The 22,883-nt window shown below is 74.4% G+C and carries 17 protein-coding genes; 10 read left to right on the plus strand and 7 right to left on the minus strand.

Annotated elements, in window-relative coordinates; translation table 11 throughout:
- The first annotated feature begins 58 nt into the window (after positions 1–58).
- The 3 genes from ANAE109_RS05190 (at position 59) to ANAE109_RS05200 (ending at position 3,501) form a co-directional block, all read left to right on the plus strand.
- Positions 59–1,384, plus strand: coding sequence for a sensor histidine kinase (locus ANAE109_RS05190; protein WP_011985331.1), 1,326 nt, complete (start codon positions 59–61; stop codon positions 1,382–1,384).
- Entirely contained in the window at positions 1,359–2,741 is a 1,383-nt protein-coding gene (locus tag ANAE109_RS05195) for a sigma-54 dependent transcriptional regulator (protein ID WP_011985332.1), read from the plus strand. The genes ANAE109_RS05190 and ANAE109_RS05195 overlap by 26 nt, the downstream gene beginning before the upstream one ends.
- Positions 2,742–2,925: 184 nt before the next feature.
- Positions 2,926–3,501 carry a hypothetical protein gene (locus ANAE109_RS05200; RefSeq protein WP_011985333.1) on the plus strand — a complete coding sequence of 192 codons (576 nt, stop codon included), beginning with the start codon at positions 2,926–2,928 and terminating at the stop codon, positions 3,499–3,501.
- A 32-nt stretch (positions 3,502–3,533) separates the two neighbouring features.
- Here ANAE109_RS05200 and ANAE109_RS05205 read toward each other — a convergent pair whose 3' ends face one another.
- Both ANAE109_RS05205 and ANAE109_RS05210 read right to left on the minus strand, forming a co-directional pair.
- The gene (locus tag ANAE109_RS05205) at positions 3,534–4,454 is read right to left on the minus strand and encodes an alpha/beta hydrolase (RefSeq protein ID WP_234945245.1); all 921 of its coding nucleotides are present in this window, start codon (positions 4,452–4,454) and stop codon (positions 3,534–3,536) included.
- Between the two features lie 89 nt (positions 4,455–4,543).
- Positions 4,544–5,140 carry a TetR/AcrR family transcriptional regulator gene (locus tag ANAE109_RS05210; protein WP_011985335.1) on the minus strand — a complete coding sequence of 199 codons (597 nt, stop codon included), beginning with the start codon at positions 5,138–5,140 and terminating at the stop codon, positions 4,544–4,546.
- 263 nt (positions 5,141–5,403) lie between these two features.
- Here ANAE109_RS05210 and ANAE109_RS23255 point away from each other — a divergent pair, with 263 nt between their 5' ends.
- From ANAE109_RS23255 to ANAE109_RS05230, 4 genes are all read left to right on the plus strand, one after another.
- A complete protein-coding gene (locus ANAE109_RS23255) occupies positions 5,404–6,021 on the plus strand; it encodes an outer membrane beta-barrel protein (RefSeq protein ID WP_011985336.1) in 618 nt (205 codons plus the stop codon).
- 120 nt (positions 6,022–6,141) lie between these two features.
- The gene (locus ANAE109_RS05220; protein WP_011985337.1) at positions 6,142–7,446 is read left to right on the plus strand and encodes a TolC family protein; all 1,305 of its coding nucleotides are present in this window, start codon (positions 6,142–6,144) and stop codon (positions 7,444–7,446) included.
- Between the two features lie 166 nt (positions 7,447–7,612).
- Positions 7,613–8,749 carry an efflux RND transporter periplasmic adaptor subunit gene (locus tag ANAE109_RS05225; protein WP_011985338.1) on the plus strand — a complete coding sequence of 379 codons (1,137 nt, stop codon included), beginning with the start codon at positions 7,613–7,615 and terminating at the stop codon, positions 8,747–8,749.
- Positions 8,750–8,764: 15 nt separating this feature from the next.
- Complete coding sequence (locus tag ANAE109_RS05230) at positions 8,765–11,878, plus strand: efflux RND transporter permease subunit (RefSeq protein WP_011985339.1); 3,114 nt, start codon at positions 8,765–8,767, stop codon at positions 11,876–11,878.
- On the opposite strand, the gene ANAE109_RS05235 is transcribed toward ANAE109_RS05230, so the two are convergent.
- The gene (locus ANAE109_RS05235) at positions 11,875–13,362 is read right to left on the minus strand and encodes a PLP-dependent aminotransferase family protein (protein WP_143827901.1); all 1,488 of its coding nucleotides are present in this window, start codon (positions 13,360–13,362) and stop codon (positions 11,875–11,877) included. The two genes, ANAE109_RS05230 and ANAE109_RS05235, sit on opposite strands and share 4 nt — an antisense overlap.
- Positions 13,363–13,447: 85 nt before the next feature.
- Here ANAE109_RS05235 and ANAE109_RS25205 point away from each other — a divergent pair, with 85 nt between their 5' ends.
- Positions 13,448–13,822, plus strand: coding sequence for a hypothetical protein (locus ANAE109_RS25205; protein ID WP_041448135.1), 375 nt, complete (start codon positions 13,448–13,450; stop codon positions 13,820–13,822).
- Positions 13,819–14,787: an ATP-binding protein gene (locus tag ANAE109_RS24540; RefSeq protein ID WP_011985342.1), complete on the plus strand. Its 969-nt coding sequence runs from the start codon at positions 13,819–13,821 to the stop codon at positions 14,785–14,787. The genes ANAE109_RS25205 and ANAE109_RS24540 overlap by 4 nt, the downstream gene beginning before the upstream one ends.
- Here ANAE109_RS24540 and ANAE109_RS05250 read toward each other — a convergent pair.
- From ANAE109_RS05250 to ANAE109_RS05265, 4 genes are all read right to left on the minus strand, one after another.
- Entirely contained in the window at positions 14,735–16,657 is a 1,923-nt protein-coding gene (locus ANAE109_RS05250) for an LTA synthase family protein (protein WP_011985343.1), read from the minus strand. The two genes, ANAE109_RS24540 and ANAE109_RS05250, sit on opposite strands and share 53 nt — an antisense overlap.
- A gap of 103 nt (positions 16,658–16,760) precedes the next feature.
- Positions 16,761–17,642, minus strand: coding sequence for a universal stress protein (locus ANAE109_RS23260; RefSeq protein ID WP_011985344.1), 882 nt, complete (start codon positions 17,640–17,642; stop codon positions 16,761–16,763).
- Positions 17,643–17,758: 116 nt separating this feature from the next.
- Positions 17,759–18,991, minus strand: coding sequence for a PQQ-dependent sugar dehydrogenase (locus ANAE109_RS05260; protein ID WP_011985345.1), 1,233 nt, complete (start codon positions 18,989–18,991; stop codon positions 17,759–17,761).
- 105 nt (positions 18,992–19,096) lie between these two features.
- Complete coding sequence (locus ANAE109_RS05265) at positions 19,097–19,624, minus strand: hypothetical protein (RefSeq protein ID WP_011985346.1); 528 nt, start codon at positions 19,622–19,624, stop codon at positions 19,097–19,099.
- Positions 19,625–19,791: 167 nt separating this feature from the next.
- Between ANAE109_RS05265 and ANAE109_RS05270 the strand changes: the two genes are divergently transcribed.
- The gene (locus tag ANAE109_RS05270; protein WP_049768521.1) at positions 19,792–22,851 is read left to right on the plus strand and encodes a spermidine synthase; all 3,060 of its coding nucleotides are present in this window, start codon (positions 19,792–19,794) and stop codon (positions 22,849–22,851) included.
- Positions 22,852–22,883 lie beyond the last annotated feature (32 nt).

Genomic DNA, 22,883 nt, shown 5'->3' on the forward strand with positions numbered 1-22,883 from the left:
GTGGGGGATGGAGCGAGTCCTCACGGCCGGTACGGAACTTGCGGAGCTTCGGGCCACGATGGCCGCGATCTCTCGCCTCCAGCCCACAGACGCTTTCCAGGCGGCCGTGGAGGCGCCGGTCCCCGAGGGCGTACCCCGCGCGCGCGGGCTCCCCGGAGACCTCGTCCCGCTCGCGTTTCACCTCCCGGCCCTGGCGGTGCTGGCGCTGTCCGGCCTGTCGGCCAACCGGCTCGGGGTGGTGGCCCTCGCCGCCGCGGTCCAGCAGGCCCACTACCTCACGTGGCGGAGGCAGCCCGGGAAGCTCTGCGTCAACGCCGACATCGACCAGATCGCGTGGATGGTGGTCGCGCTGCAGGCGTGCTTCCTCTTCACCGCCGGGGTCGCCGTGGCGGCGACCGGGGGGGTACGCAGCCCGCTGCTCGTGACGATCGCGGGCGGCTACGCCGCGGGCGTCGCAGCGGTGGGCGACCGGCTGCAGACGCGGGTCCTCCTCGCGGCGACCGCCCTCGTGGTCGGGGTGATCGCGCTGCTGCCGCCCGTTCTCACTGGCCCGGGGCTCGCGGGCGCTGCGCACGGCCTCCTCACCGTGATGAGCGTCCTCGGGATCGGCGCGCTGCTCGCCCCGGTGCACGCGCGGGCGCGCAAGCGGCGTGACGCCTTCGCGCGCGCCCGCAAGGAGATGGCCTCCGACGCGCTCGCCCGCGCGCAGAGCCTGGAGCAGATCGGGTCGAAGGTGGCCCACGAGCTCAAGAACCCGCTCACCGGCGTGAAGGCGCTCGTGCAGCTCGGGCTGCGCAACCCCGCGGAGGCGACCTCCCACGAGCGCCTGGAGGTGGTGGACCGGGAGGTCACCCGCATGCAGGAGATCCTGCACAACTACCTCTCCTTCACCCGGCCGCTGCAGACGGTGACGCCGCGCCGCGTCCAGCTCGGGCCGCTCGTCTCGGACACGCTGGTGGTGCTCTCCGCGCGCGCGGACGAGGCCCGCGTCCGCCTGTACGCCCAGGGCGACGCGACGCTGGAGGCCGATCCGCGCCGCATCAAGGAGGCGCTCCTGAACCTGGTCGCGAACGCCATCGAGGCCACGCCGGCCGGCGGGGAGGTCGTGGTGGAGGTCAGGCCTGCCGGAGACGAGGCCGAGATCGTCGTGCGCGACACCGGCCGCGGGATGCCCCCCGACACCCTCCGGCGCATCGGCACGCCCTTCTTCACGACGCGCGAGGACGGCACCGGCCTGGGCGTGGTCCTCGCGCGATCGGTGATCGCGCAGCACGGCGGGTCGCTGCGGTACGAGAGCGAGCCCGGCCATGGGACCCGGGTCAGGGTCACGCTGCCGCGGGTCTCCAACGGAGCGCGCCATGGTCCGTGTTCTGCTCGTGGATGACGAGCCCTCGGTGCGCGTCGCCCTCAAGGAGCTCGTGGAGGCCCGCGGCTGGGAGCCGCTCCTCGCGCGCTCGGGCGCCGAGGCGCTCGATCTCGTGGACCGCGCCGACGCGGTGGTGACCGACTTCTCGATGCCGGAGATGGACGGGATGACGCTGCTGCGCGCCGTCCGCGAGCGCGACGCCAGCCTGCCCGTGATCCTGCTCACCGCGCACGGGTCGGAGCGCCTCGCCGTGCGTGCCATCAAGGCGGGCGCGTACGAGTACGTCACGAAGCCGTTCGACGTGGACGAGATGCTCGTCGCGCTCGAGCGCGCGCTCGAGGCGCGCGCGCTGCGGCAGCGGAACCGCCAGCTCACGGCGGAGCACGCCATCGGGCGCCGGGTCGTCTGCGAGTCCACCGTGATGCGCCAGCTCCTCGACGCGACGTCGCGCGTGGCGGGGAAGGAGATCACCGTGCTCGTGCGCGGGGAGACCGGCACGGGCAAGGAGCTCATCGGCTCGCTGCTGCACGCGCAGAGCCGCCGCGCCGAGGGGCCGCTGGTGCGCTTCAACTGCGGCGCCATCCCGGCAGAGCTGGCGGAGGCGGAGCTGTTCGGGCACACGCGCGGCGCGTTCACCGGGGCCTCCCAGGCGCGGGCGGGGTTCTTCGCCGAGGCGAACCACGGGACCCTGGTCCTCGACGAGGTGGGCGAGCTGCCGCTCGCCATCCAGGCGAAGCTGCTGCGGGCCCTGCAGGACGGGGAGATCCAGCCGGTGGGATCGGGCCGGGTCGAGAAGGTGGACGTGCGCATCGTCGCGTGCACCAACCGCGACCTCGCCGCCGAGGTCCGCGCCGGGCGCTTCCGCGAGGACCTCTACTACCGGCTCGCGGTGGTGGAGCTCGTGGTCCCGCCGCTCCGGGATCGCCGGGAGGACATCCCGGCGCTCGCGCACGAGTTCGCGTTGCGTTACGCGGAGCGGTTCGGCGCCGAGGAGGTCCGCCTCGCGCCCGCGCTCGTCGAGCGCCTGACCGCCGAGGAGTGGCCGGGCAACGTGCGCCAGCTCGAGAACGTGATCGCCCGCATGGTCGCGTTGAGCGGGGGCGGCGAGCTCGGGCCGACGGCGTTCGCCGGCAGCGCCGCCGTCGAGGAGAGCCCGAGGCCCCCGGCCGTCGATGCGGCGGACGGGTCAGGGGTCCACACGCTCCGCGAGCAGCTCGACACCCTCGAGCGCAGCGTCATCGCGCGCACGATGACGGCCGTCCGCGGTAACCAGTCGGAGGCCGCCCGGCGCCTCGGCATCAGCCGCAACACGCTCACCGAGCGGCTGCGCCGCTACGACATCGCGGCCGACTTCGGCGCCAGCGGCGCGAGCTGACCTCCACCCGTCCCGCGGCGCGCGGTGCTCACGCCGTGAGCGATCTGCGCCGCCGGCGGGCGAGCCCCCCGTCGTCCCGGGCGCGAGGGTCGCTGCGCTGCCGGGGCGGGATCGGGTGGCGCGCCGCCTGCAACCTCCGGTCGAGCGTCGGCGAGGCCGACTCTCGACAAGGAGGCGAGACATCATGAGCGTCTACCAGCTCCTCATCTTCGTCCACGTGCTCGGGGCCGTGGGCGTCTTCGTGGCGATGGGCATCGAGGCGGTCTCGGTGCCCCGCCTGCAGCGGGCCGAGACGCCCGCGGAGGCCCGCGAGGCGCTGCGCGCCGTCGCGCCGTCCGGGCGGCTCGGCCCCCTCGCCATGCTCACCGCGCTCGTCTCGGGCGTGTGGATGATGGCGGTGGCCTGGCGGCACCAGGCCTGGATCGTGACCGCCTTCATCGCGCTCGTCGGCATGGGGCTGGCCGGCGGCGCCGTCACCGGCCGCGGCCTGCGGCGGCTCGGCGCCGCCCTCGCCGCCGAGCGCGGGGCGGTGCTCTCCGAGACGTTCCGCGCGGTCCGGTCGGGCGTTCCGCTCGCGGCGTCGCTGCGCGTCCGCACGGCGCTCGGGGTCGGCATCCTGGCCCTCATGACCATGAAGCCGGACACCGGCGGCGCCTGGCTCATCCTGCTGGCGGCCGGGCTGGCGGCGCTCGTCGCGGCCGTGCCGCTCGCCGGCCGCCGCGCGCCGCTGGCGCCCTCCCCGGCGCGCGACGCGAGCTGAGCGGTGCCGGCGCCCGTGCCCGGCGCTGGCGGTCACGCCGCCGCGCCGGGCGCGCGCGCCTCCTTGTCGGCGAGGTACCGCTCGAGGGAGCACCCTTCGCAGACCGGCGTGTCCTGCGTCACCGCCGCGGCCAGCCGGCCGCACCCGCAGCGCTGCAGGCGCTCGACGAGGAAGGTGGCCGCCTCGGCGACGATCCGCGCATCCCGGAGGATGCGCCGGTGCCCGAGCCCCGACGTGCTGAGGAGCCTCGCGCCGGGCCAGGCCGCCGCCACGGCCGCGCCGTCGCCCCAGGGCACCTCGCCGTCGCCGCGATCGTGGACGACCAGCGCGGGCGTGCGGAGCGCCGCGGCGAGCCGCGGCACCGCCAGCTCCGCCATCCGGACCCCGACGCGTCGCTCGATGCGGAGTCGCAGCGCCCCGCGAGCGCGCGCGTCGAGCCGCAGGTGAGAGGAGAAGGCCTCCAGCCACTCGGTGGGGGTGCGCGGAGGCGCGACGAGCACCGCGGCGTCGAGCGCGAGGCCCCGGTGGAGCGCGAGCGCCAGCGCCGCGCCACCGAGGGAATGCCCGACGGCAGCGCGGGGGCGGAACCGGGCGGCGACGGCGCCGACGGCGGCGGCGAGCTCGGGCAGGCTGGTCGTCCTGCCCGTCGACGCGCCATGCGCAGGCCCGTCGAAGCTGACGACGGAGCAACCCGCCTCGAGGAGCGGCGGGGCGAAGGACGCGAGCTGGTCGCCGCGGCCGCCCCATCCATGCACGAGGAGCACGGCGGGCCCGCTCCCGGCGCGGAAGCCGCGCAGCGTCGCCCCGGGGGTCTCGACGACGAACGGCACCGTGCCGGCGAGCGCGTCCCGGCCGCGGCGTGGCTTCCGGGGCCGGGGGGGCGTCATGAAGAGGCGGGCGGCGAGCCGCGCCGCGACGGCGGGGGCGACGGACTGCAGGGCGCCCAGCGCCACGCGGGCGCCGCGCTGCGAAAAAGAACGACCGATCGTGCTATTTCCATGGCGTGCGCTCACGGCTCTCTCTCCTCTTCGGTTCGACGGCGTCACCTCCGCGGCCGCGCGCCGGCGAGGAGCCGCTCGAACGCGGCCTCCGCCCGCTCGCGCGAGCGCGGATCTCGAAGGAGCCGGCTGTGCGAGTTCCAGGCGAGCCCGATGCCGTGGATCTCGAAGGCCAGCTGGGCGGGGTCGACGTCCGCGCGGAAGTGGCCGAGCTCCTGGCCGCGCCGCACGATCCGCGAGAGCGTGGAGAGCCACTGGCGCTGGATCTCGACGAGGAGATCCCGGGCCGCGCCAGGCCGATCGTCGAGCTCCGCCGCGGCGGCGACGAAGACGCAGCCGCCGGGCTGACGGACCCGCTTCGGCCACTCGAACCAGTTCTCGAACAGCGCGCGCAGCCGCGGCTCGCCCGCCGGGCGGGCGAGCGCGGGGCGGACGACCACCTCGGCGAACCGCTCGGCGGCGCGCTCGAGCGTGCGAACCTGGAGATCCTCCTTCGACGCGAAGTGCGCGAAGAGCCCGCTCTTCGAGAGCGCGAGCTCCTCGGCGAGCCGGCCGATGGTCACCCCCTCGAGCCCGAGCTCGCTCGCCATCCGCAGCGCGCGATCCAGGATCACCTCGCGCGTCTTCTCGCCCTTGCGCATGACCCCCGAAAATAGAACGACCGTTCGTTTCTGGAAAGGACCCGCCCGGGCGGGACCGGCGCGCGCGCCGCTTGCTCACGCCCTGAGCGATCTGCACAGCGCGCTGCGCACCCGCCGGGGCGGGGCGCCGCGACCTCCCGAGAAAAGCGGCGCCGCGCGTGCGCGCCTCGGCTGGCGCGCGCGCTGCAGAGGCGCGGTCCGTCGGCACCGCCGACGTTCGACGCAGCACATCGCCGGCGACCGCCGGGGAAGGAAGGCAGGAGATGAAGGCTGCAAGGTGGAGTTTCGCTCTCGGCGCGGGGCTGCTGCTCGCCGCGGCGCCGGTGATCTCGAGCGCGCAGGGCTGGCGAGGGACGGAGGCCCGCGAGCAGACGCCTTACGGCGTCTACGTCCTCCTGGGAGGCGGCGTGACCGACTTCGCCGACGAGGACGTGAAGGACCGCTTCGACGTGGGCGGGACGTGGGACGCCCGCGTCGGGATCGGCAACCGCTTCTACGTCGGCGGCGAGCTGGCCTACGTCGGCTCGGCGCTGAAGGCGGTCGGAGCGGGCCCGGATCTCGTGACGAACGGTGCGGAGGCCGTGCTCCGGCTCCAGTATCCGATCGCCAACGGGAGCTGGCTCGTGGAGCCCTTCGCGTTCGGCGGCATCGGCTGGAACCACCTGTCCGTCCAGGACGCGGCGCCCGGCGTGGACGACACCGACGACGCGGGGGTCGTCCCGTTCGGCGGGGGGATCACCGTGGGCTACGATCGGCTCCTCCTCGACGCACGGTTCACCTACCGCACCGCCTTCGACGAGGATCTCGCGCTCGCCGCGGGCGACGGCCCGGCGAGCCTCGAGCGGTGGGCCGTCTCGGGATCCGTCGGGTACGCGTTCTGATCGTGAGCCCGCGGGCGCCGCTCGCGGAGCCGGAGGGACCCCGGCCGTCGAGGGGTCCCTCCCATCCATCCCCTCTAGCGCTGACGCAGGCGCGCGCCGGACCGCGCGCGAGGAGTGATCATGCCGGTGAAGGTCTTGCTCGCGGCTTGCGGGCTCCTCGTCGCGGCCAGGGCGGGCGCGCTCCAGCCGCTCGAGGAGTTCCTGGACGGAGCGCGGAAGAGCGGAGTCGACAACGCCGAGGCGCGCGCGCTCCGCAGGCAGGCCGGCGCCGAGGCGCGCGCCGAGCTGGGCCGCGCGCTGCCGCGGCTGTCGCTGCGCGGCGAATACATCCGCAACGAGTTCGAGACGGTGCTGCAGCTCCCCGGCGCGGGAGGGGGGCCGGCCGAGAGGGTGACGGTCACGCCGCGCGACCAGCTCGACGGCACGGCCACCCTCGTGGTGCCGCTCGTCGACCTCGCCAGCTTCGCGCGCATCGGCGCGGCGCGGTCCGGAGCGAGGGCCGCCGAGCGGCAGGAGACCTCCACCGACCTCGCCTCCCAGGCGCGCGTGGTCCAGGACTACTACCAGCTCGTGGCCAACGTCGCGCTCGTGGGGGCCTCGAGCCGAGCGCTCGAGGTGGCTCGGGCCGGCCTGCGCATCGCGGAGGAGCGTCACGACGCCGGCTCCACCGGGCTGCTCGACGTGGATCGCGCGCGGGCCGAGGTGGAGCGCAACGTCCAGCAGCTCGCGAGCGCGGAGCTCCAGGTCTCGCTCGTCGCGCGCGAGCTGCGCTCGCTCACCGGGATCGCCCCCGAGGTCGGTGGCGAGGCGCCGCTCGCGGACGATCTCCACGAGGAGCCCCCGCTCGAGCGGTTCCAGCCGGCGGACGACCAGCTCCCCGCCGTCGCGGCCGCGATCGAGAGCCGCGTCGCCGCGGACCGGCAGGCGAGGGCGCAGCGGTTCGTCCTCGTCCCCAGCCTCGACGCGAGCCTGACGGAGCGGGTCAGCAACGCCGAGGGCCTCGCGGGGAGGGACGCCTACTGGCAGGCCGTCGTCGGCCTGAGCTGGTCCATCGACCTCACCACCCTCGCCGGGATCCGGGCCCAGGAGGCGGCGGCGGACGCCGCGCGCGCGAGGGAGGAGCGCGTCCGCCTCGCGGCGCGAGACGACATCCACCGCGCGTGGGCGAGCGTGCGGACGCACATCGCGCGGAGCCGGTCCGCCCGCACGGAGGCGCAGGTCAGCGGGCGGGCGGCGGAGCTGGCGATGCAGCGATACCAGGCCGGCGCGGCGGCGCAGCTCGATCTCCTGCAGGCGCTGCGCGACGCCTTCAACGCGGACGCCGCGCGCATCCAGGCGGATGCCGACCTGGTCAACGCGCGGGCCCAGCTCCGCCTCGCCGCGGGCGAGAGCCTGCTCCAGCGTTCGGGGAGGGGGGCGCCGTGACGCCCGCTCGTCGTCTCGGCCGGAGCTGCTCAGCGCCTGAGCGATCCGCTCAGGCGATCCGGGCCCGCGGCGGGCGGACGGCGCCAAATCCACGCTGCGGCGCCTGCGGGCCGTGGCCCGCCGCCTGCACGCATCCTGGAGTACTCGCTTCCCCTGGGGGCCGTTCATGAAGAGCAGAACCCGGCAGTGGCTCGTGGTCGTCGTCGGTGTGGTCGTGGTCGTCGGCATCCTGGTCGGGGTGAAGGCGGGGCAGATCGTCGGCATGGTCCGCGCGGGCGAGTCGTTCGTGCCCCCTCCCGAGGCCGTCTCCTCGGCGAAGGTCGAGGCCACCCGCTGGGAGTCGGCGCAGGCGGCGATCGGCTCCCTCGTGGCGGTGCGGGGCGTGGTGCTCGGTGCCGAGCTGCCGGGCACCGTCCGCGAGATCGCGTTCGAGTCCGGGAGCACGGTGAAGCGGGGAGACGTGCTCGTGAAGCTCGACACGTCCGCCGAGGAGGCGCAGCTCGCCGCGGCGCGCGCCGAAGCGACCCTCGCGCGGCTCAGCCTGCGCCGCGCGGCGCGCCTGCGCGAGGGCGAGGCGAACGCGCAGGCCGATCTCGACGCGGCGGAGGCCAGGGCCAAGCAGGCGGAGGCCACCGTCGCGAACCTCACCGCGACCATCGCCAAGAAGACCATCCGCGCCCCCTTCGACGGGCGCATCGCGATCCGGCAGGTCGAGCTCGGGCAGGTGGTGTCGCAGGGCACCCCCATCGCCTCGCTCCAGTCCGTCACGCCGATCCACGCGGACTTCTGGCTGCCCCAGCAGGCCCTCGCGGAGCTCACGGCGGGTCAGCGCGTGCGCATGCGCACGGACGCCTTCCGCGACCAGGAGTGGGACGGCGAGATCACCACCGTCAACCCGGAGGTGGACGCCGCGACGCGCAACGTCCGCGTCCGGGCGACCTTCGAGAACGCCGATGGGCGGCTCCGGCCCGGGATGTTCGCCAAGGTGGACGTGCTCGCCCCGGAGGAGCGCTCCGTGCTGGTCATCCCCGCCACCGCCGTGATCTTCGCGCCCTACGGCGACTCGGTGTTCGCCATCGAGGAGAAGAAGGACCCGGGCGGGAAGACGGTCGCCGTCGCCCGGCAGAAGTTCGTCCGCACGGGGGAGCGGAGGGGCGACCTCGTGGCGGTGGAGGACGGCCTCCAGGCCGGCGAGACGATCGTGAGCTCCGGCGCGTTCAAGCTGCGCAACGGCGCCTCGGTCACCGTGAACAACGCGCTCGCGCCGCGGGCGCAGCTCACCCCGAAGCCGACCGACGAGTGAGGCGGCGGAGGCCCCATGAGATTCACCGACCTGTTCATCCGCCGCCCCGTCATCGCCATCGTCGTGAGCCTCGTCATCGTCATCGCGGGGCTCCAGGCGATGCGCTCGCTCAACGCGAGGCAGTACCCCCGCAGCGAGAACGCCCAGATCATCGTGACCACGAGCTACGTGGGGGCGAACGCGGAGCTCGTGCGCGGCTTCATCACCACGCCGCTCGAGCGCGTGATCTCCTCCGCGGACGGCGTCGACTACATCGAGTCGGAGAGCAAGCAGAACCTCTCCACCATCCGCGCCCGGCTGCGCCTCAACCACGACGCGACCCGGGCGCTCTCCGAGATCAGCGCGAAGGTCGACCAGGTGCGCGGCGACCTCCCGCCCGAGGCGGAGGTCCCCGTCCTGACCGTCGAGTCCGCCGACAGCGAGTTCGCGTCCGCCTACCTCAGCTTCTCCTCGGACATCCTCAAGCAGAACGAGATCACCGACTACCTGGTGCGGGTCATCCAGCCCCGCCTCTCCGCCATCGAGGGCGTGCAGCGGGCCGACATCCTCGGCGCGCGGACCTTCGCGATGCGGATCTGGCTCAAGCCCGACCGCATGGCGTCCCTGAACGTCAGCCCGGCCCAGGTCCGTGAGGCGCTCGCCCGGAACAACTACCAGGCCGCGGTCGGCCAGACGAAGGGCTCGCTCGTCCAGGTCAACCTCACCACGAACACCGACCTGCGCTCGGTCCGGGAGTTCGAGCAGCTGCCCGTGCGGGAGCAGGACGGCGCGATCGTCCGGCTCGGCGACGTGGCGAGCGTGGTGCTCGGCGCGGAGGACTACGACGCCGCGGTGAACTTCACCGGCCAGACCGCGGTCTTCATCGGCGTGTGGGCGCTCCCGAACGCGAACTCGCTGGACGTCATCGAGCGCGTCCGGGCCGAGATGGACTCCCTCCAGAAGGAGATCCCCAGCCAGATCCAGGGGCGGGTCGCGTTCGACGCGACCAGCTACGTCCGGGACGCCATCACCGAGGTGGAGCGGACCCTCGCCGAGACGCTGCTCATCGTGGTGATCGTCATCTTCCTGTTCCTCGGCTCGCTGCGCTCGGTGCTGGTGCCGGTGGTCGCCATCCCCGTCTCGCTCATCGGCGCCGTGTTCCTCATGCAGGCGTTCGGGTTCACCGTGAACCTCCTGACGCTGCTCGCCATCGTGCTCTCGGTCGGGCTCGTGGTGGACGACGCCATCGTCGTCGTCGAGAACGTCGAGCGCCACCTGCGCGAGGGGATGAAACCCGTGGACGCCGCGATCCGGGGCGCGCGCGAGCTCGTCGGCCCCATCATCGCGATGACCATCACGCTCGCCGCCGTCTACACGCCGATCGCCTTCCAGGGCGGGCTCACCGGCGCGCTGTTCCGCGAGTTCGCGCTCACGCTCTCGGGAGCGGTCGCCATCTCGGGCGTCGTCGCGCTGACGCTCTCTCCGGTGATGTCGGCGTTCCTCCTCCGCCAGGGCCGGGAGGAGCGGGGGCTCGCGGGCCGCATCAACCGTGGCTTCGATCGGTTGAGGGCGACGTACTCCCGGCACCTCGACGTCGGCCTCCGCTCCCGCGGGGCCATCTACGCAGCCTGGATCGCGGTGAGCGCCCTCACGCTCCTCATGTTCACCCAGGTCCCCAAGGAGCTCGCTCCGACGGAGGACCAGGGCTACGTGTTCGGCGTCGTCAACACGCCCGCCAACTCGACCCTGGATCAGATCACGCCGTCCACGCGGGAGGTGAACCGGACCGTGATGGCGATGCCGGAATCGGAGTTCACCTTCCAGATCACCTTCCCGAACGGCGGCTTCTGGGGCGTCGTGTTCGAGCCGTGGGAGAAGCGGGATCGCACGGCGTTCGAGCTGCTCCAGGAGATCCAGGGCAGGGTCTCCTCCATCGCCGGCATCCAGACCTTCCCGATCCTGCCGCCCGCCCTCCCGGGAGGCGGCCAGTTCCCGGTCGAGTTCGTCATCGCCTCGACCGCGGAGAGCGCGGAGATCCTGCAGTTCGCCAAGCAGCTGCAGGAGCGGGCCACGGCGAGCGGGATGTTCGCGTTCCCGCCGCTCATCGACGTCAAGCTCGACCAGCCCTCGTCGGAGATCGAGATCGATCGCGAGAAGGTGGCGGAGCTGGGCCTCGACCTGCGCACCGTCGGGCAGGACCTGGGATCGGCGCTCGGGGGGGACTACGTCAACCGCTTCAGCATCGGCGGCCGCAGCTACAAGGTGATCCCGCAGCTCGTGCGCTCCGAGCGCCTCAACCCCGAGCAGCTCAAGGACATCTACGTCACCGGCCCTGCGGGCCAGCTCGTCTCGCTCGCGTCCATCGCCACGCTGCGTGACACCGTCACGCCCCGGACGCTCAACCGCTTCCAGCAGCTCAACGCCGTGAAGATCAGCGGCGTCGCCATCCGCCCGCTGGATCAGGCGCTCGGGTTCCTGGAGGACGAGGCCTCGCGGATCCTCCCCGAGGGCTACACCCTCGACTACACGGGCGAGTCGCGCCAGCTGCGGACGGAGGGGGACCGGTTCCTCCCCGCGTTCCTCCTCGCGGTGGTGCTGATCTTCCTCGTGCTCGCCGCGCAGTTCAACAGCTTCCGCGATCCGTTCGTGATCCTCGCCGGCTCGGTCCCGCTCGGCATGTTCGGCGCGGTCGTCATGATGTTCCTGAAGATGCCGAACCCCAACCTGCCGTTCTTCACCGACGGCTGGACCACCACCCTGAACGTCTACTCGCAGGTGGGCCTCGTGACGCTCATCGGGCTCGTCTCGAAGAACGGCATCCTCATCGTCGAGTTCGCGAACAAGCTCCAGGAGCAGGGGCACACCAAGCTCGACGCGGTCCGCGAGGCGGCGGCCACGCGCCTACGGCCGATCCTCATGACCAGCGTCGCCACGGTCCTCGGCCACTTCCCGCTGACCCTCGTGAGCGGGCCCGGCGCGGAGGCCCGGAACAGCATCGGCCTCGTGCTGGTCGCCGGCATGACCATCGGCACGGCGTTCACGCTGTTCTTCGTGCCCGCCATCTACCTCCTCATCGCCCGGGATCACCGGGCGGACCAGAAGAGCGGCGCGCGCGCGCCCGCCGCCGCGCCGGCGGCCAGCGGAGGCTAGCGGACGTGACGGCCGGCGCCGCCACGCACCGGCAGCGACTGCGCGAGGCGCCTCGCGGCCTCGCGCAGCTCGCGCTCCGCGAGCCGGGCGAACCCCGCGCGCAGCGCGGCCGGGGGCCGGCCGTGGAAGGTGAACTCGCTCGCCGGCCTGAAGCCGACGCCGCGTTCCCGGGCGGCCGCCGCCCAGAGGTCCACGTCGACGTCGGGCGCCGCGCGGCACCACAGCGCCAGGCCGCCCGCCGGCACGGAGAACGCGAGCGCGCCCCCCAGCTCCTCCCGGAGGGCCTCGGCGAGCACGTCGCGGCGGGTCGCGTACGCGCGGCGCATGCGCCACACGTGCTGCTGGATCTCGCCGTCCTCGAGGAGCTCGGCGAGGGCCAGCTCCATCGGCCGGTCTCCCTGCCCGTCGACGTAGCGCCGATGGTCGGCGAGGCAGCGCACGACCTCCTCGGGCGCCTCGACGTAGCCGATGCGCAGCGCGGGTGCGAGCACCTTGGAGAGGGTCCCCACGTACACGACGACGCCGGCGGGGTCGTTGCTGGCGAGCGGCAGCACGGGCCGGCCGTCGTAGTGGAAGTCGCCGTCGTAGTCGTCCTCGACCAGGACGATGCGCTCGGCCGCGGCGAGCTTCAGCAGGGCCAGGCGCCTGCCCGCGGGGAGCGTGGCGGTGGTCGGGAGCTGGTGCTGGGGCGTGAGGTAGACGGCGCGCACGCGCTCGCGCCGGGTGAGCGCCTCGAGGACGTCCACCCGGAGCCCCTCGCCGTCCAGCGGGACCGGCACCAGGCGGGCGCCGACGGCGCGGAACGCCTCCCAGGCGGGCGTGTAGCCGAGCTCCTCCACCGCCACGACGTCGCCGGGCCGCACGAGGGCCCGCGCCACGAGCGCGAGCGCGTGCTGGCTCCCGCGCGTGACGATGAGCCTGGAGGGATCGGGATCCAGGCCGCGGGTGGAGCGGAGCATCGCGCCGAGCGCCACGCGCAGGCGCTCCTCTCCGAACGGCTCGCAGTAGTCGAGGATGCCGGGCCGCCGGAGGGCGCGGCGGTGGGCGCGGGCGATCGCGTGGACCGGGACGAGGTGGAGGTCGGGGACGCCGCCGCTGAGCTCGAGGGCGCCGGGCCCGGCGGGCAGGCGGCGAGCGCGCGGGCGCGGTCCGGGCTCGAAGGCGTAGCCGGCGCGACGGCCGCCGCCGCTCGCCTCGCGGCGGGCGACCCGCGCGCGCAGGGCGACCGGGATCTCGCTCGAGACGTACGTGCCCCGGTTCGGCGAGGCGTCGACCCACCCCTCCGAGGCGAGCTCCCCGTAGGCGGCCAGCACCGTGTTCCGGTGGACGCGTAGCGTGCGCGAGAGCTCGCGCGTGCCGGGGAGTCGCTCCCCGGGGCGCAGCCGCCCGGCGGCGATGTGGGCCGCGATCGCGCGCGCGATCTGGGCCACGACCGGGGCGGCGTCGTCGCGGTCGACGGCGAGGGTCAGGTTCCAGCTCCGCACCGGCACATGCATAAAGTCGGATCCGGTACTTTTTCAAGTACCGGCGCCATCGCATCTTCCCGGCGGATCCACCGGAGGAGAGACGATGGCTCGAGAGGAGTGCTCCCCGCACGAGCACGCGCCCAGCTTCGAGGCGGCGCGTCGTTGGCGCGCCTGGCGGGAGTGGCCGGGCTTCATGGGGCTCGCGACCGGCTTCGCCCTGTGGGCGTTCGTCGTGACCGGCGTGCTCGCGCCGCTCGCGGACGCGCTGGCGCGGTTCCGCTCGCCAGCGCTCGCCCCGCAGCCCGGCTGCGTGGTGCCCGGCGACGCCCCTTTCATGGACGAGCCCTCCTGGGCGCCGCACCCCCGTGCATCCGTGCTCGCCCGGCGCGCAACTTCGTGCATCCCGGCCGCGCCCTCGCGCGACGAAGATCCTTCGCGAGCCGCAGCGCAGCGGCCGAGCCGAGGAAGGCCGACATGACCGGGAACGCCAGGACCACACCGCCCCAGGGCGCCGCCGCTGGGACGAGGGAGCTCGTCGAGAACGGGACCACGAGCTTCCCGCGTCGCAAGGCCCCCGTCGTCGTGCGGGTGGAGCGCGGGACCGTGCTCGTCACGCGCGAGGGGGATCTGGACGACCACGTCCTCGAGGCGGGCGACGAGCTCGTGCTCCCGCCCGGCGGGCTCGCCGTGGGCTGGGCGTTCACGGCCGCCACGATCTCGGTGCGCGAGGACCGCCGCCGCGACCGCGCGCGCCAGGGGAGCGCGCCGGAGCTGCCGCGCGCCTGGGACGTCGAGGCGCTCGGGATGACGGTGGCGCACGAGCTCAAGAACCCGCTCACCGGCGTGAAGGCGCTCGTCCAGCTCGGCCTGCGCAACCCCGCGGAGGCGCGCTCCCACGAGCGCCTCGCGCTGCTCGAGCGGGAGATCACGCGCATGCAACGGATCCTGCAGCGGCACCTCTCGTCGTCGCGGCGTCAGCTCACCCGCGCGCCCGTGGCGCTCGGGCCGCTCGTCGCCGACGCGCTGGCCGTGCTCTCGGCGCGGGCGGACGAGGCGCGCGTTCGCCTGGTCTGGCGCGGGGACGCCACGGTCGAGGCCGATCCGCTCCGGCTCGAGGAGGCCCTCGTGAACCTCGTCGCGAACGCCATCGAGGCGACGCCGCGGGGCGGGGAGGTGGTGGTCGAGGTGCTCCAGCAGGGGGACAGCGCCGAGATCGCGGTCCGCGACACCGGCCGCGGGATGCGGCCCGAGACGCTCCGGCGCGTCGGCACGCCCTTCTTCACCACGCGCGAGGACGGGACGGGGCTCGGCGTGGCGCTGGCGCGCTCCGCCTTCGCCGAGCACGGCGGCTCCCTGCGCTACGAGAGCGCGCCGGGGAAGGGGACGACCGTCAGGGCGACGCTCCCGGCGCGACCGGCGCTGGAGGCGACCGCGGCGTCGTAGCGGCGAGCATCCAGCGGAAGAGGTCCTGGTTCACCTCGGCGCGCGAGACGGCGAGCTCGCGCGCGGCGTGCTCGGCGAGGGCGTCGCATCGCTCCGGCGCTACCGGCTCGCCCGAGGAGGCGTCGAGGCAAGCCGGCGATCCCCAGCGCCGCTCGGCGCCGAGCCACACCAGGGCTTCCGACACGGCGGAGCCGTCCGGGAGGATCACCGGGCGGGCGGGCCCGGACACGAGGCTGCGCCCGTGGAAGAAGGTCCGCTCCCGTGGGAGGCCGAGCAGGTCCGCGATGGTCGGCGCGACGTCCAGCTGACCCGCCGGAGCGTGGCGCACCTCCGCGACCCGCCCGAAGGGGAGGCGCACGAGGAGCGGGACGCGCGCCTCGTGCAGGAGCCACACGTCGGCGCGGGTCTCCGGGAGCCCGAGCAGCGCCGTGCCCGAGGCGCGGCGCGTCACGCCGTGGTGGTCGCCGTAGACCACGAGCACGGAGCGCTCGAGCACGCCGGAGGCGCGCAGCCGGTCGACGAGGGTGCCCAGGGCGGCGTCGGTGAAGCGCGCGGAGTTCAGGTAGTAGCCGACCTCTGTCCCCTCCAGCGCGCCCAGCGCGAGCGTCCGCGGGAGGTTCGGGTCGACGAAAGGGGCGTGGTTCGACAGGGTGACGAGCACGGCGTAGAACGGCTCCGGCAGCGCCGACAGCCGCTCCGCCGCCTGCTCGAAGAAGCGCGCGTCCGAGAGGCCGAGCCCGATCACCGGGCCTCGATCGAAGTCGCGGATGCTGAGGAAGCGCTCGTACCCCATCGCCGGGTACATGCGATCGCGGTTCCAGAAGTTGGGCCAGTTCGCGTGCATCGCCACCGTGGCGTAGCCGGCCTCCCGCAGCAGCTCGGGGAGACACCGGAAGTCCGCGTCGTAGCGCTCGGTGAACACGGCTCCGGTCTCGAGGGGATAGAGCGAGCAGCCCGCGAGCAGCTCCGCGTCCGACGTGGTGCCCTGGCGGATCTGCGAGAAGGCGTGGGTGAAGGTGAGGCTCTCGCGCGCGAGCCGATCCAGGTGCGGGGTCACGAGCGCGCCGCCCACGCGCCGCCCCGTGGCGAACGCCTGGAACGACTCGAGCTGCACCACGATGACGTTCCGGCCGCGCTGCGTCCCGGTCAGCGGGCCCGAGGGCGTCGCCCGCTCGCGGTGGTACGCGAGCGCCTCGGGCAGGGAGGCGCGCCCGGAGCGATCGAGGCGGCGCCGTACGAAGGTGGCGACGTCGAAGAGCTGGTACCCGATCACGTTCAGCTCCGCGGCGACCTCGCCTCGTGACACCCCGAGCCGGCGCGGGCCGGTCAGCGGGCGGTCGAGCAGCGGCAGCGCGGGCAGGGTGAAGAGGAGCGCGCCCGACAGCGCGAGCGCGTTCGCGTGCCGCCGCGAAGCCGGGCGCGGGCCTCCCCGCGCCAGCGCGGCCGCCACCGCGAGCGCCGCGACGTCCGCCCAGAGGAGCACGTCCGAGGGGTGCAACAGCGCCGCGATCGCTCCTCCCACGCGGGTCGCCTGCGCGGCGAACGCGAGCGCGGCCACCGAGGCCAGCTCCGAGAACTGCCGGTGGTAGAGGAGGTGGACGTGGTGGACCGCGGTGAGGGCGCCGTCGGCGAGGGCCAGCGCGACGAGCTGCGCGCGCCCTCGACGCCGGACCGCCACGCCCAGGACGAGCATCGCGACGGCCACGCTCGCCGCGACGGCGCTCCAGCGCACGGGAGCGTCGCCCTGCAGGGGAGGCGACCACAGGAGCTGCTTAGCGACGAGCCAGGCCCCGACCGCCGCCGGCGCGAGGGCGCGGCGAGCGGCGCGAAGGAGCGCGGAGGCGCCCGTCGCGGCGGGAGTCTGCTTCACTCCCGGAGACTAGCCTGAGCAGCCGCCGGCGGCCCGCGCCGTGGCGCTGCACCTCCCGCCGGTGACGGCTCGCCGGTCTCACGCGCCTGCGGCGGCGAGGCGGTCACGCGCTCGCCGGGACCACCGCGACCGCGAGCGGGGACGTCGCCGCGAGCTCCCGCCCGATGCTCGGCAGGAGCATGCGGTCCACCCCGGTGCGCCGCCGCGCGCCGGCGACGATCAGCGGGGAGCGCTCTCGCTCGGCGAACGCGATCGCCTCGTCGATGACGTTCCCCTGCAGCACCGTGGTGGTGTCGGGCCGAAGGCCGGCGGCCGCGACCCAGGCGGCGAGCTCGGGCTCGCCGTATCGCACCTCGTCGAGCCGCGCGCGCTCCAGCGAGGCGCTGGGCATGAACGGCAGCCCTCGTCCCGCGGGGTCGCCCACCACGTGCACGAGCGCCAGCTTCCGTCCCGTGTGCCTCGCCAGCGCGCTCGCGAAGCGGCTCGCCTCGAGGGCGTCGTCGGCGAGGCTCGTGAGGGCCACGATCGGCCCGGGTCCGACGTCTCCGAGCCGGAGGTCGGGTGGGACGACGACGACCGGCGACGGCAGGTTGCGGAGCAGTCGGCGCGCGACGCGGCCGAGCCGGACGATGCGGTGTCCCTCGCGTGCCGCGGCGCGCCCGATGACCATCGCCTCTGCGCCGGCGGCCGCGCGCACGAACTCCAGGCTCCGCTCGGCGTTCACGGCCTGGACGATCTGGAGGTCGCCGAGCCACTCCGCGCGCCCCTCACGCAAGAGCGTGCGCTTCGCCTCCTCGCGCGCGGCGTCGATGACCTCGTCGAGGTGGTGGTAACGCAGCATCGTCCGCAGGTGCTCCTCCTCGAGCACGTGCACGGGCACGAAGCGGTCCGCGCCCCCGGCGCCAGCGTTCGCCGCGAGCCACGCGGCGAACTGCAGGGCGCCGTGGCTCAGGGGGCGAAGGTCGATCCCGACGATCCAGTTCATGGCGGCACTCCCCGCGGCGCTCGCTCGAACGCGCCGCTCCGCGCGTCGAGGATTGCGCCGTTCGGCTCGAGATCACAGCCGGTCAGATGGGCCGGTCGCCCGAGCCACCGGCCCGCTCAGCGGGGCGTCACCTTCAGCAGGCGCCCATTCCGGTCGTCCGTGAGGAGGTAGAGGGCGCCGTCCGGCCCTTGCACCACCTCGCGGATGCGCGCGTTCTGGTCGGTGAGGAGCCGCTCCTCGCCGACGACCCGATCGCCCTCCACGACGAGCCGCACCAGCGCGCGGCTCGACAGCCCGCCGATGAAGAAGTTGCCGCGCCACTCCGGGAAGAGGTCCCCCGAGTAGATGGTCAGCCCGGAAGGAGAGATCACCGGATCCCAGTAGTACACGGGCTGCTCCATCCCGGGACCCTGCGTGGACTCGTGGATGCGCTCGCCCGAGTACTCCTCGCCGTAGCCGATGGTCGGCCAGCCGTAGTCCTTGCCCCGCTCTATCAGGTTGAGCTCGTCGCCGCCCTGGGGGCCCATCTCGACGATCCACAGCCGGCCTCGCGCGTCCAGGTCCGCCGAGAGGATGTTGCGGTGGCCCGACGTCCAGATCTCGGGGCGAGCACCCGCGCGGCCCGCGAAGGGGTTGTCCTTGGGGACCGAGCCGTCGGGGAGGATACGGACGATCTTGCCCAGGTGGCTGCCCAGATCGCGCGCCTGCACGCGACCCGCCAGGATCGAGCGCTCGCCGAGGGTCACGAACAGCGTGCCGTCGGGCGCGAAGACCAGCCGCCCGCCCGCGTGCGCCGTCGAGTCCAGCGTCGGCTGCATCCGGAACACGATCTGCAGATCCTCGACGCGCGGCTGCGCGCCGTCGACCAGGCGGGCGCGCGCCACGGCGAGCCCGTTGCCGCCGTCGCGCGGCTCGTAATACGTCCAGTAGACGAGCCGGCTCTCCGCGTAGTCGGGGCCGAGCTCCACGTCGAGCAGGCCGCCCTGTCCGCGGCCGTCCACCCTCGGCAACCCCGAGATCGGCGGCGATCTCCTGCCGTCGGGAGCGACGATGTACAGCGCGCCCGAGGGCTTCTCCGTCACCAGCATGCGCCCGTCGGGGAGGAAGGCGATCGCCCACGGCTCGTCGAAGCCGGACGCGATCTCGGTGACCTCGAACGGCGTCTGCGACTTCACGGCGGGGGCGCGGGTCTGGCCGGGGAACGCGGGCTTGAACTCGGGGACGTTGGGGGGCGCGGTCTCGACCGGCGCTCCGCCGGTGGTGGTCGCCGGGACCTTGACCTCACCGTTGCAGCCCACTGGCAGCAGCAGGGCGAGCGCGAGCGCAGCGGCGTCGAGCGGGTGGCGCATGCGGGGGGCTCCTCCGATGACGCGGCGGTCGTGCCGGTCGTGCTCCCTCGCGCCTAACGGCGAGCTCGGGGTCGCGCAGCCGATTGCGCACCGGCGGGCCCCCGCTCAATCGAACGCGTGGCAGGCCAGGCAGAGCGGCTTCGGCGTGACGCGGGTCCCAGGGGGCGGCGCGGCCTGGGGTTCGCCCTCGGCCTCGAACGTCGCTCGATCTGCGGGGTTCACGGCTCGTTTCGGAGTCGCCCCCGGCGGCAGGGCGAGGTGATCCGCCCACGGCGACCGCGGGTCGTGGCAGGTCACGCACTGCACCCTTCCATCCGGCAGGAACACGCCGCGGCGCACGACCTCGACGGCGGGCCGGAGGCTGCCGCCTCTCGCGGCGGCCGCGCCGTAGTCCGCGCCGACGGGGTGCGAGCTCGTGCCGGCATGCCCGGCGCCGTGGCACGAGACGCAATCCGCCACGAGCGCGGCGTCCGCCGCGAGGGTGCTGAGCGCGCAGCCTCCCGCGTCACCGGAAGGTCCAGCCGCTCCCTGGGCGCCCGTCTGTCCGGCGGCAGGGCTTGCCGCCGCCGGGATCTGCGCCGGGGTCCCGGCGAGGGGGACGATCGCCGTCAGGAGGAACGCGAGCGCCGTCACGCAACTCACGACGTAGCCATGGCCGGCCGCGGGCGAACCGGCCCGCCCGGAATCGGCGGCTGGTGGGGGCCCGTGCGGCGCCGTGCCGCCGAGGGCGCCCGGGAGTGCGCGGTATCCCGCGTGGTACGCTCCCCGCCGCCGCGGGAACGCCGGCGGCGAGGCCCCGAGTGCGCGCCCATCGCTTCTCCATCGTGCTCGTGCTGTTCGCGGTGTCCGGCCTGTCCGGCCTGATCTACGAGTCGATCTGGACGCACTACCTGAAGCTCTTCCTCGGCCACGCCGCCCACGCGCAGACGCTCGTGCTCGCGATCTTCATGGGGGGCATGGCGCTCGGCTCGGCGCTCGCCAGCCGGTGGGCAGGGCGATGGCGGGACCCGATGGTGGCGTACGCCTCGATCGAGGCCCTCATCGGCGTCATCGCGCTGGCGTTCCACCCGCTCTTCGTGACGACGACGGACGTGCTCCTCGGCCGCGTGCTGCCGCGCGTGCCGGCGGGCGTGGCCGTCGACGCCGTGAAGTGGACCGCCGCGGCGGCGCTGATCCTGCCGCAGTGCGTCCTCCTCGGGATGACCTTCCCCCTCATGACGGGAGGCGTCCTGCGCCGCTTCGGCGCGCGGCCGGGCAGGTCGATCGCGCTGCTCTACTTCACGAACAGCCTCGGCGCGGCCGCCGGCGTCCTGCTGAGCGGGTTCGTGCTCGTGCCCGCCGCCGGGCTGCCCGGGACGATCGCGATCGCCGGGTTCCTGAACCTCGCGGTCGCCGTGTCGGTCTGGTTCGTCGCCCGCCTCGATCCCACCGTCGCGCCGGTCGCGGCCCCGGAGGCGGCGACGTCCGGGAGGGATCACGCGCTGCCCGCGCTCCTGGCGGTCGCCGCCCTGACCGGCGCCACGTCCTTCATGTACGAGATCGGCTGGATCCGCATGCTGAGCCTCGTGCTCGGGACGTCCACCCACGCCTTCGAGCTGATGCTGAGCGCGTTCATCCTGGGGCTCGCGCTCGGAGGGCTCTGGATCCAGCGGCGCATCGACGGCGCGGCGAGCCCGGTTCGGCTGCTCGGCTGGGTCCAGGTGGCGATGGGCCTGTCCGCGCTGGCGACGCTGCCGGTGTACGGCCTGACGTTCCCCCTCATGCGCTGGATCGTCGAGAGCGCACCCAGGACGGATGGCGGCTACGCGCTGTTCAACCTGTCGAGCAACGGCATCGCGCTCCTCGTCATGCTCCCGGCGACGGTCTGCGCGGGCATGACGCTGCCCCTCGTCACCTACGTGCTGCTCGCGCGAGGTCACGGCGAGCGGGCCGTGGGCGCGGTGTACGCGTCGAACACCGCCGGCGCCATCGCCGGCGTGGTGTTCGCGATCCAGGTGGGGATGCCCGTGCTCGGCCTGAAGGGCCTCGTCACGCTGGGGGCCGCGCTCGACGCGGCGCTGGGCCTCGCGCTCCTCGTCCCTGCCGCCCGCGCCGTCCCGCGCCGCTTCGCCGCCGCCGCGGGCGCGTGCGTGCTCGCGGTGGCCGCGACGCTCCTCTTCGTCCACCTCGACCCGTACCGGATGGCCTCCGGCGTGTACCGCCTCGGGCGCATCATCGACCCGAGCCAGACCCGCGTGCTCTACCACCGCGACGGCAAGACCGCGACGGCGAGCGTCATCGCCGAGGTCGACGGCCGCGTGCTCATCAAGACGAACGGCAAGGCGGACGCGGCGATCAACATGGCCCCCGGAGGCGAGGCGGAGCCGGACGAGGCCACCATGGTGCTCCTCGGAGCCCTGCCGCACGCGGTGCGCCCCGGCGCGAGGACCGCCGCGTGCATCGGGTTCGGCTCCGGCCTCACCACGCACGTGCTGCTCGGCTCGCCGAGCCTCGAGTCGCTCGACACCATCGAGATCGAGCCGCGCATGATCGAGGCGGCCCGCTTCTTCCTGCCCCGGGTCGCCCGCGCGTTCGACGATCCGCGCAGCCAGCTCCACGTGGACGACGCCAAGACCTTCTTCTCCTCGCGGCAGCGGACCTACGACATCATCGTCTCCGAGCCCTCGAACCCCTGGGTGAGCGGGGTGGGCGGGCTGTTCTCCGAGGAGTTCTACCGCCACGTGCGCCGGCACCTCGCGCCGGGGGGCGTGCTCGTGCAGTGGATCCAGCTGTACGAGATCGACCCTGGCCTGGTCGCGTCGATCCTGAAGGCGCTCGACGGCAGCTTCGCGGACTGGACGGCCTTCGCCCCGAGCGACTTCGATCTCGTGGTCCTCGCCTCCGCGGATGGCGCCGTCGCGCCGCTCGCCCCCGGCATCTTCGGCGTGCCGGAGCTGGCGGCCGAGCTCCGCCGGGTCCGCATCCTGGGGCCGCAGGATCTCGAGCTGCGCAGGGTGGGAGATCGCCGCTCCTGGGCGAGGCTCCTGCGCTCGTACCCGACGCCGCCCAACTCCGACTACCACCCGGTCCTCGCCGAGGCCGCCCCGCGCGCGCGGTTCCTCCAGGCCACCGCCGTCGCGCTGGTGCAGGCGGCGCGGTTCCCGCTGCCGGCGCTGGAGGTCCTGTCGGGCGCGGTGCCCGGGTGGAGCGAGACGCGCGTGACGCCGTCGCCGCACTTCACGCCCTCTCGCCGCGCCGACGCCGCCACCGTCCTCCAGCACGCGCTGCGCGACGGCGCGCTGGGCAGGGGCGCGTGGCGGCTGCCCGAGGACCTCCTCGCCTCGTCGCAGGAGCTGCTCGGCTGGGCCACGCGGTGCGGGCCGCTGCCGGGGCAGAGCGCGCAGGACGTGGCCCTCGCCATGTTCCCTGCGCTGACCTCGGCGGAGGCCACGCTCGCCTGGCGGACGATCGTGGAGAGCCCCTGCGCCATGGCGCTGGCGCCCCATGATCGGCTCTGGCTCGAGCTGCTCCGGGCGGTCGCGGCGCGCGAGGGCGGCGCTGCGCACGCGGCGGCGTCGGTGCTGCTGGGCGACCCCGGGCGGCTCTCGCCCCCACAAGCGCGGTACGCGCTCGCCGCGGGCATGCTGGGTGCGCTGGGGGAGGGCGACCGCGAGGCCGCTCACCGGCTGTGGGAGCGTCACGCGGCGGTGGGCGAAGGCGACGACCTGCTGCTGCGCTGGCTCGTGGCCGAGAGCGCGGCGCGAGACGGCGTCGCAGGGGCTCGCCGCCCGCTGAGCCCGCGCGGCCCTCCGCGCGCGGAGCGGCGCGGGGTGGCTGGCGCTCGAGGCCGGGCTCGACGAGCACCCCGCGGCGCCTGCTGACCTGGGGCCTGGCTCGAGCGGCGGCTCGCGGA

This window comes from Anaeromyxobacter sp. Fw109-5 (genome assembly GCF_000017505.1).
In the GTDB taxonomy this organism is placed as follows: Bacteria; Myxococcota; Myxococcia; order Myxococcales; family Anaeromyxobacteraceae; genus Anaeromyxobacter.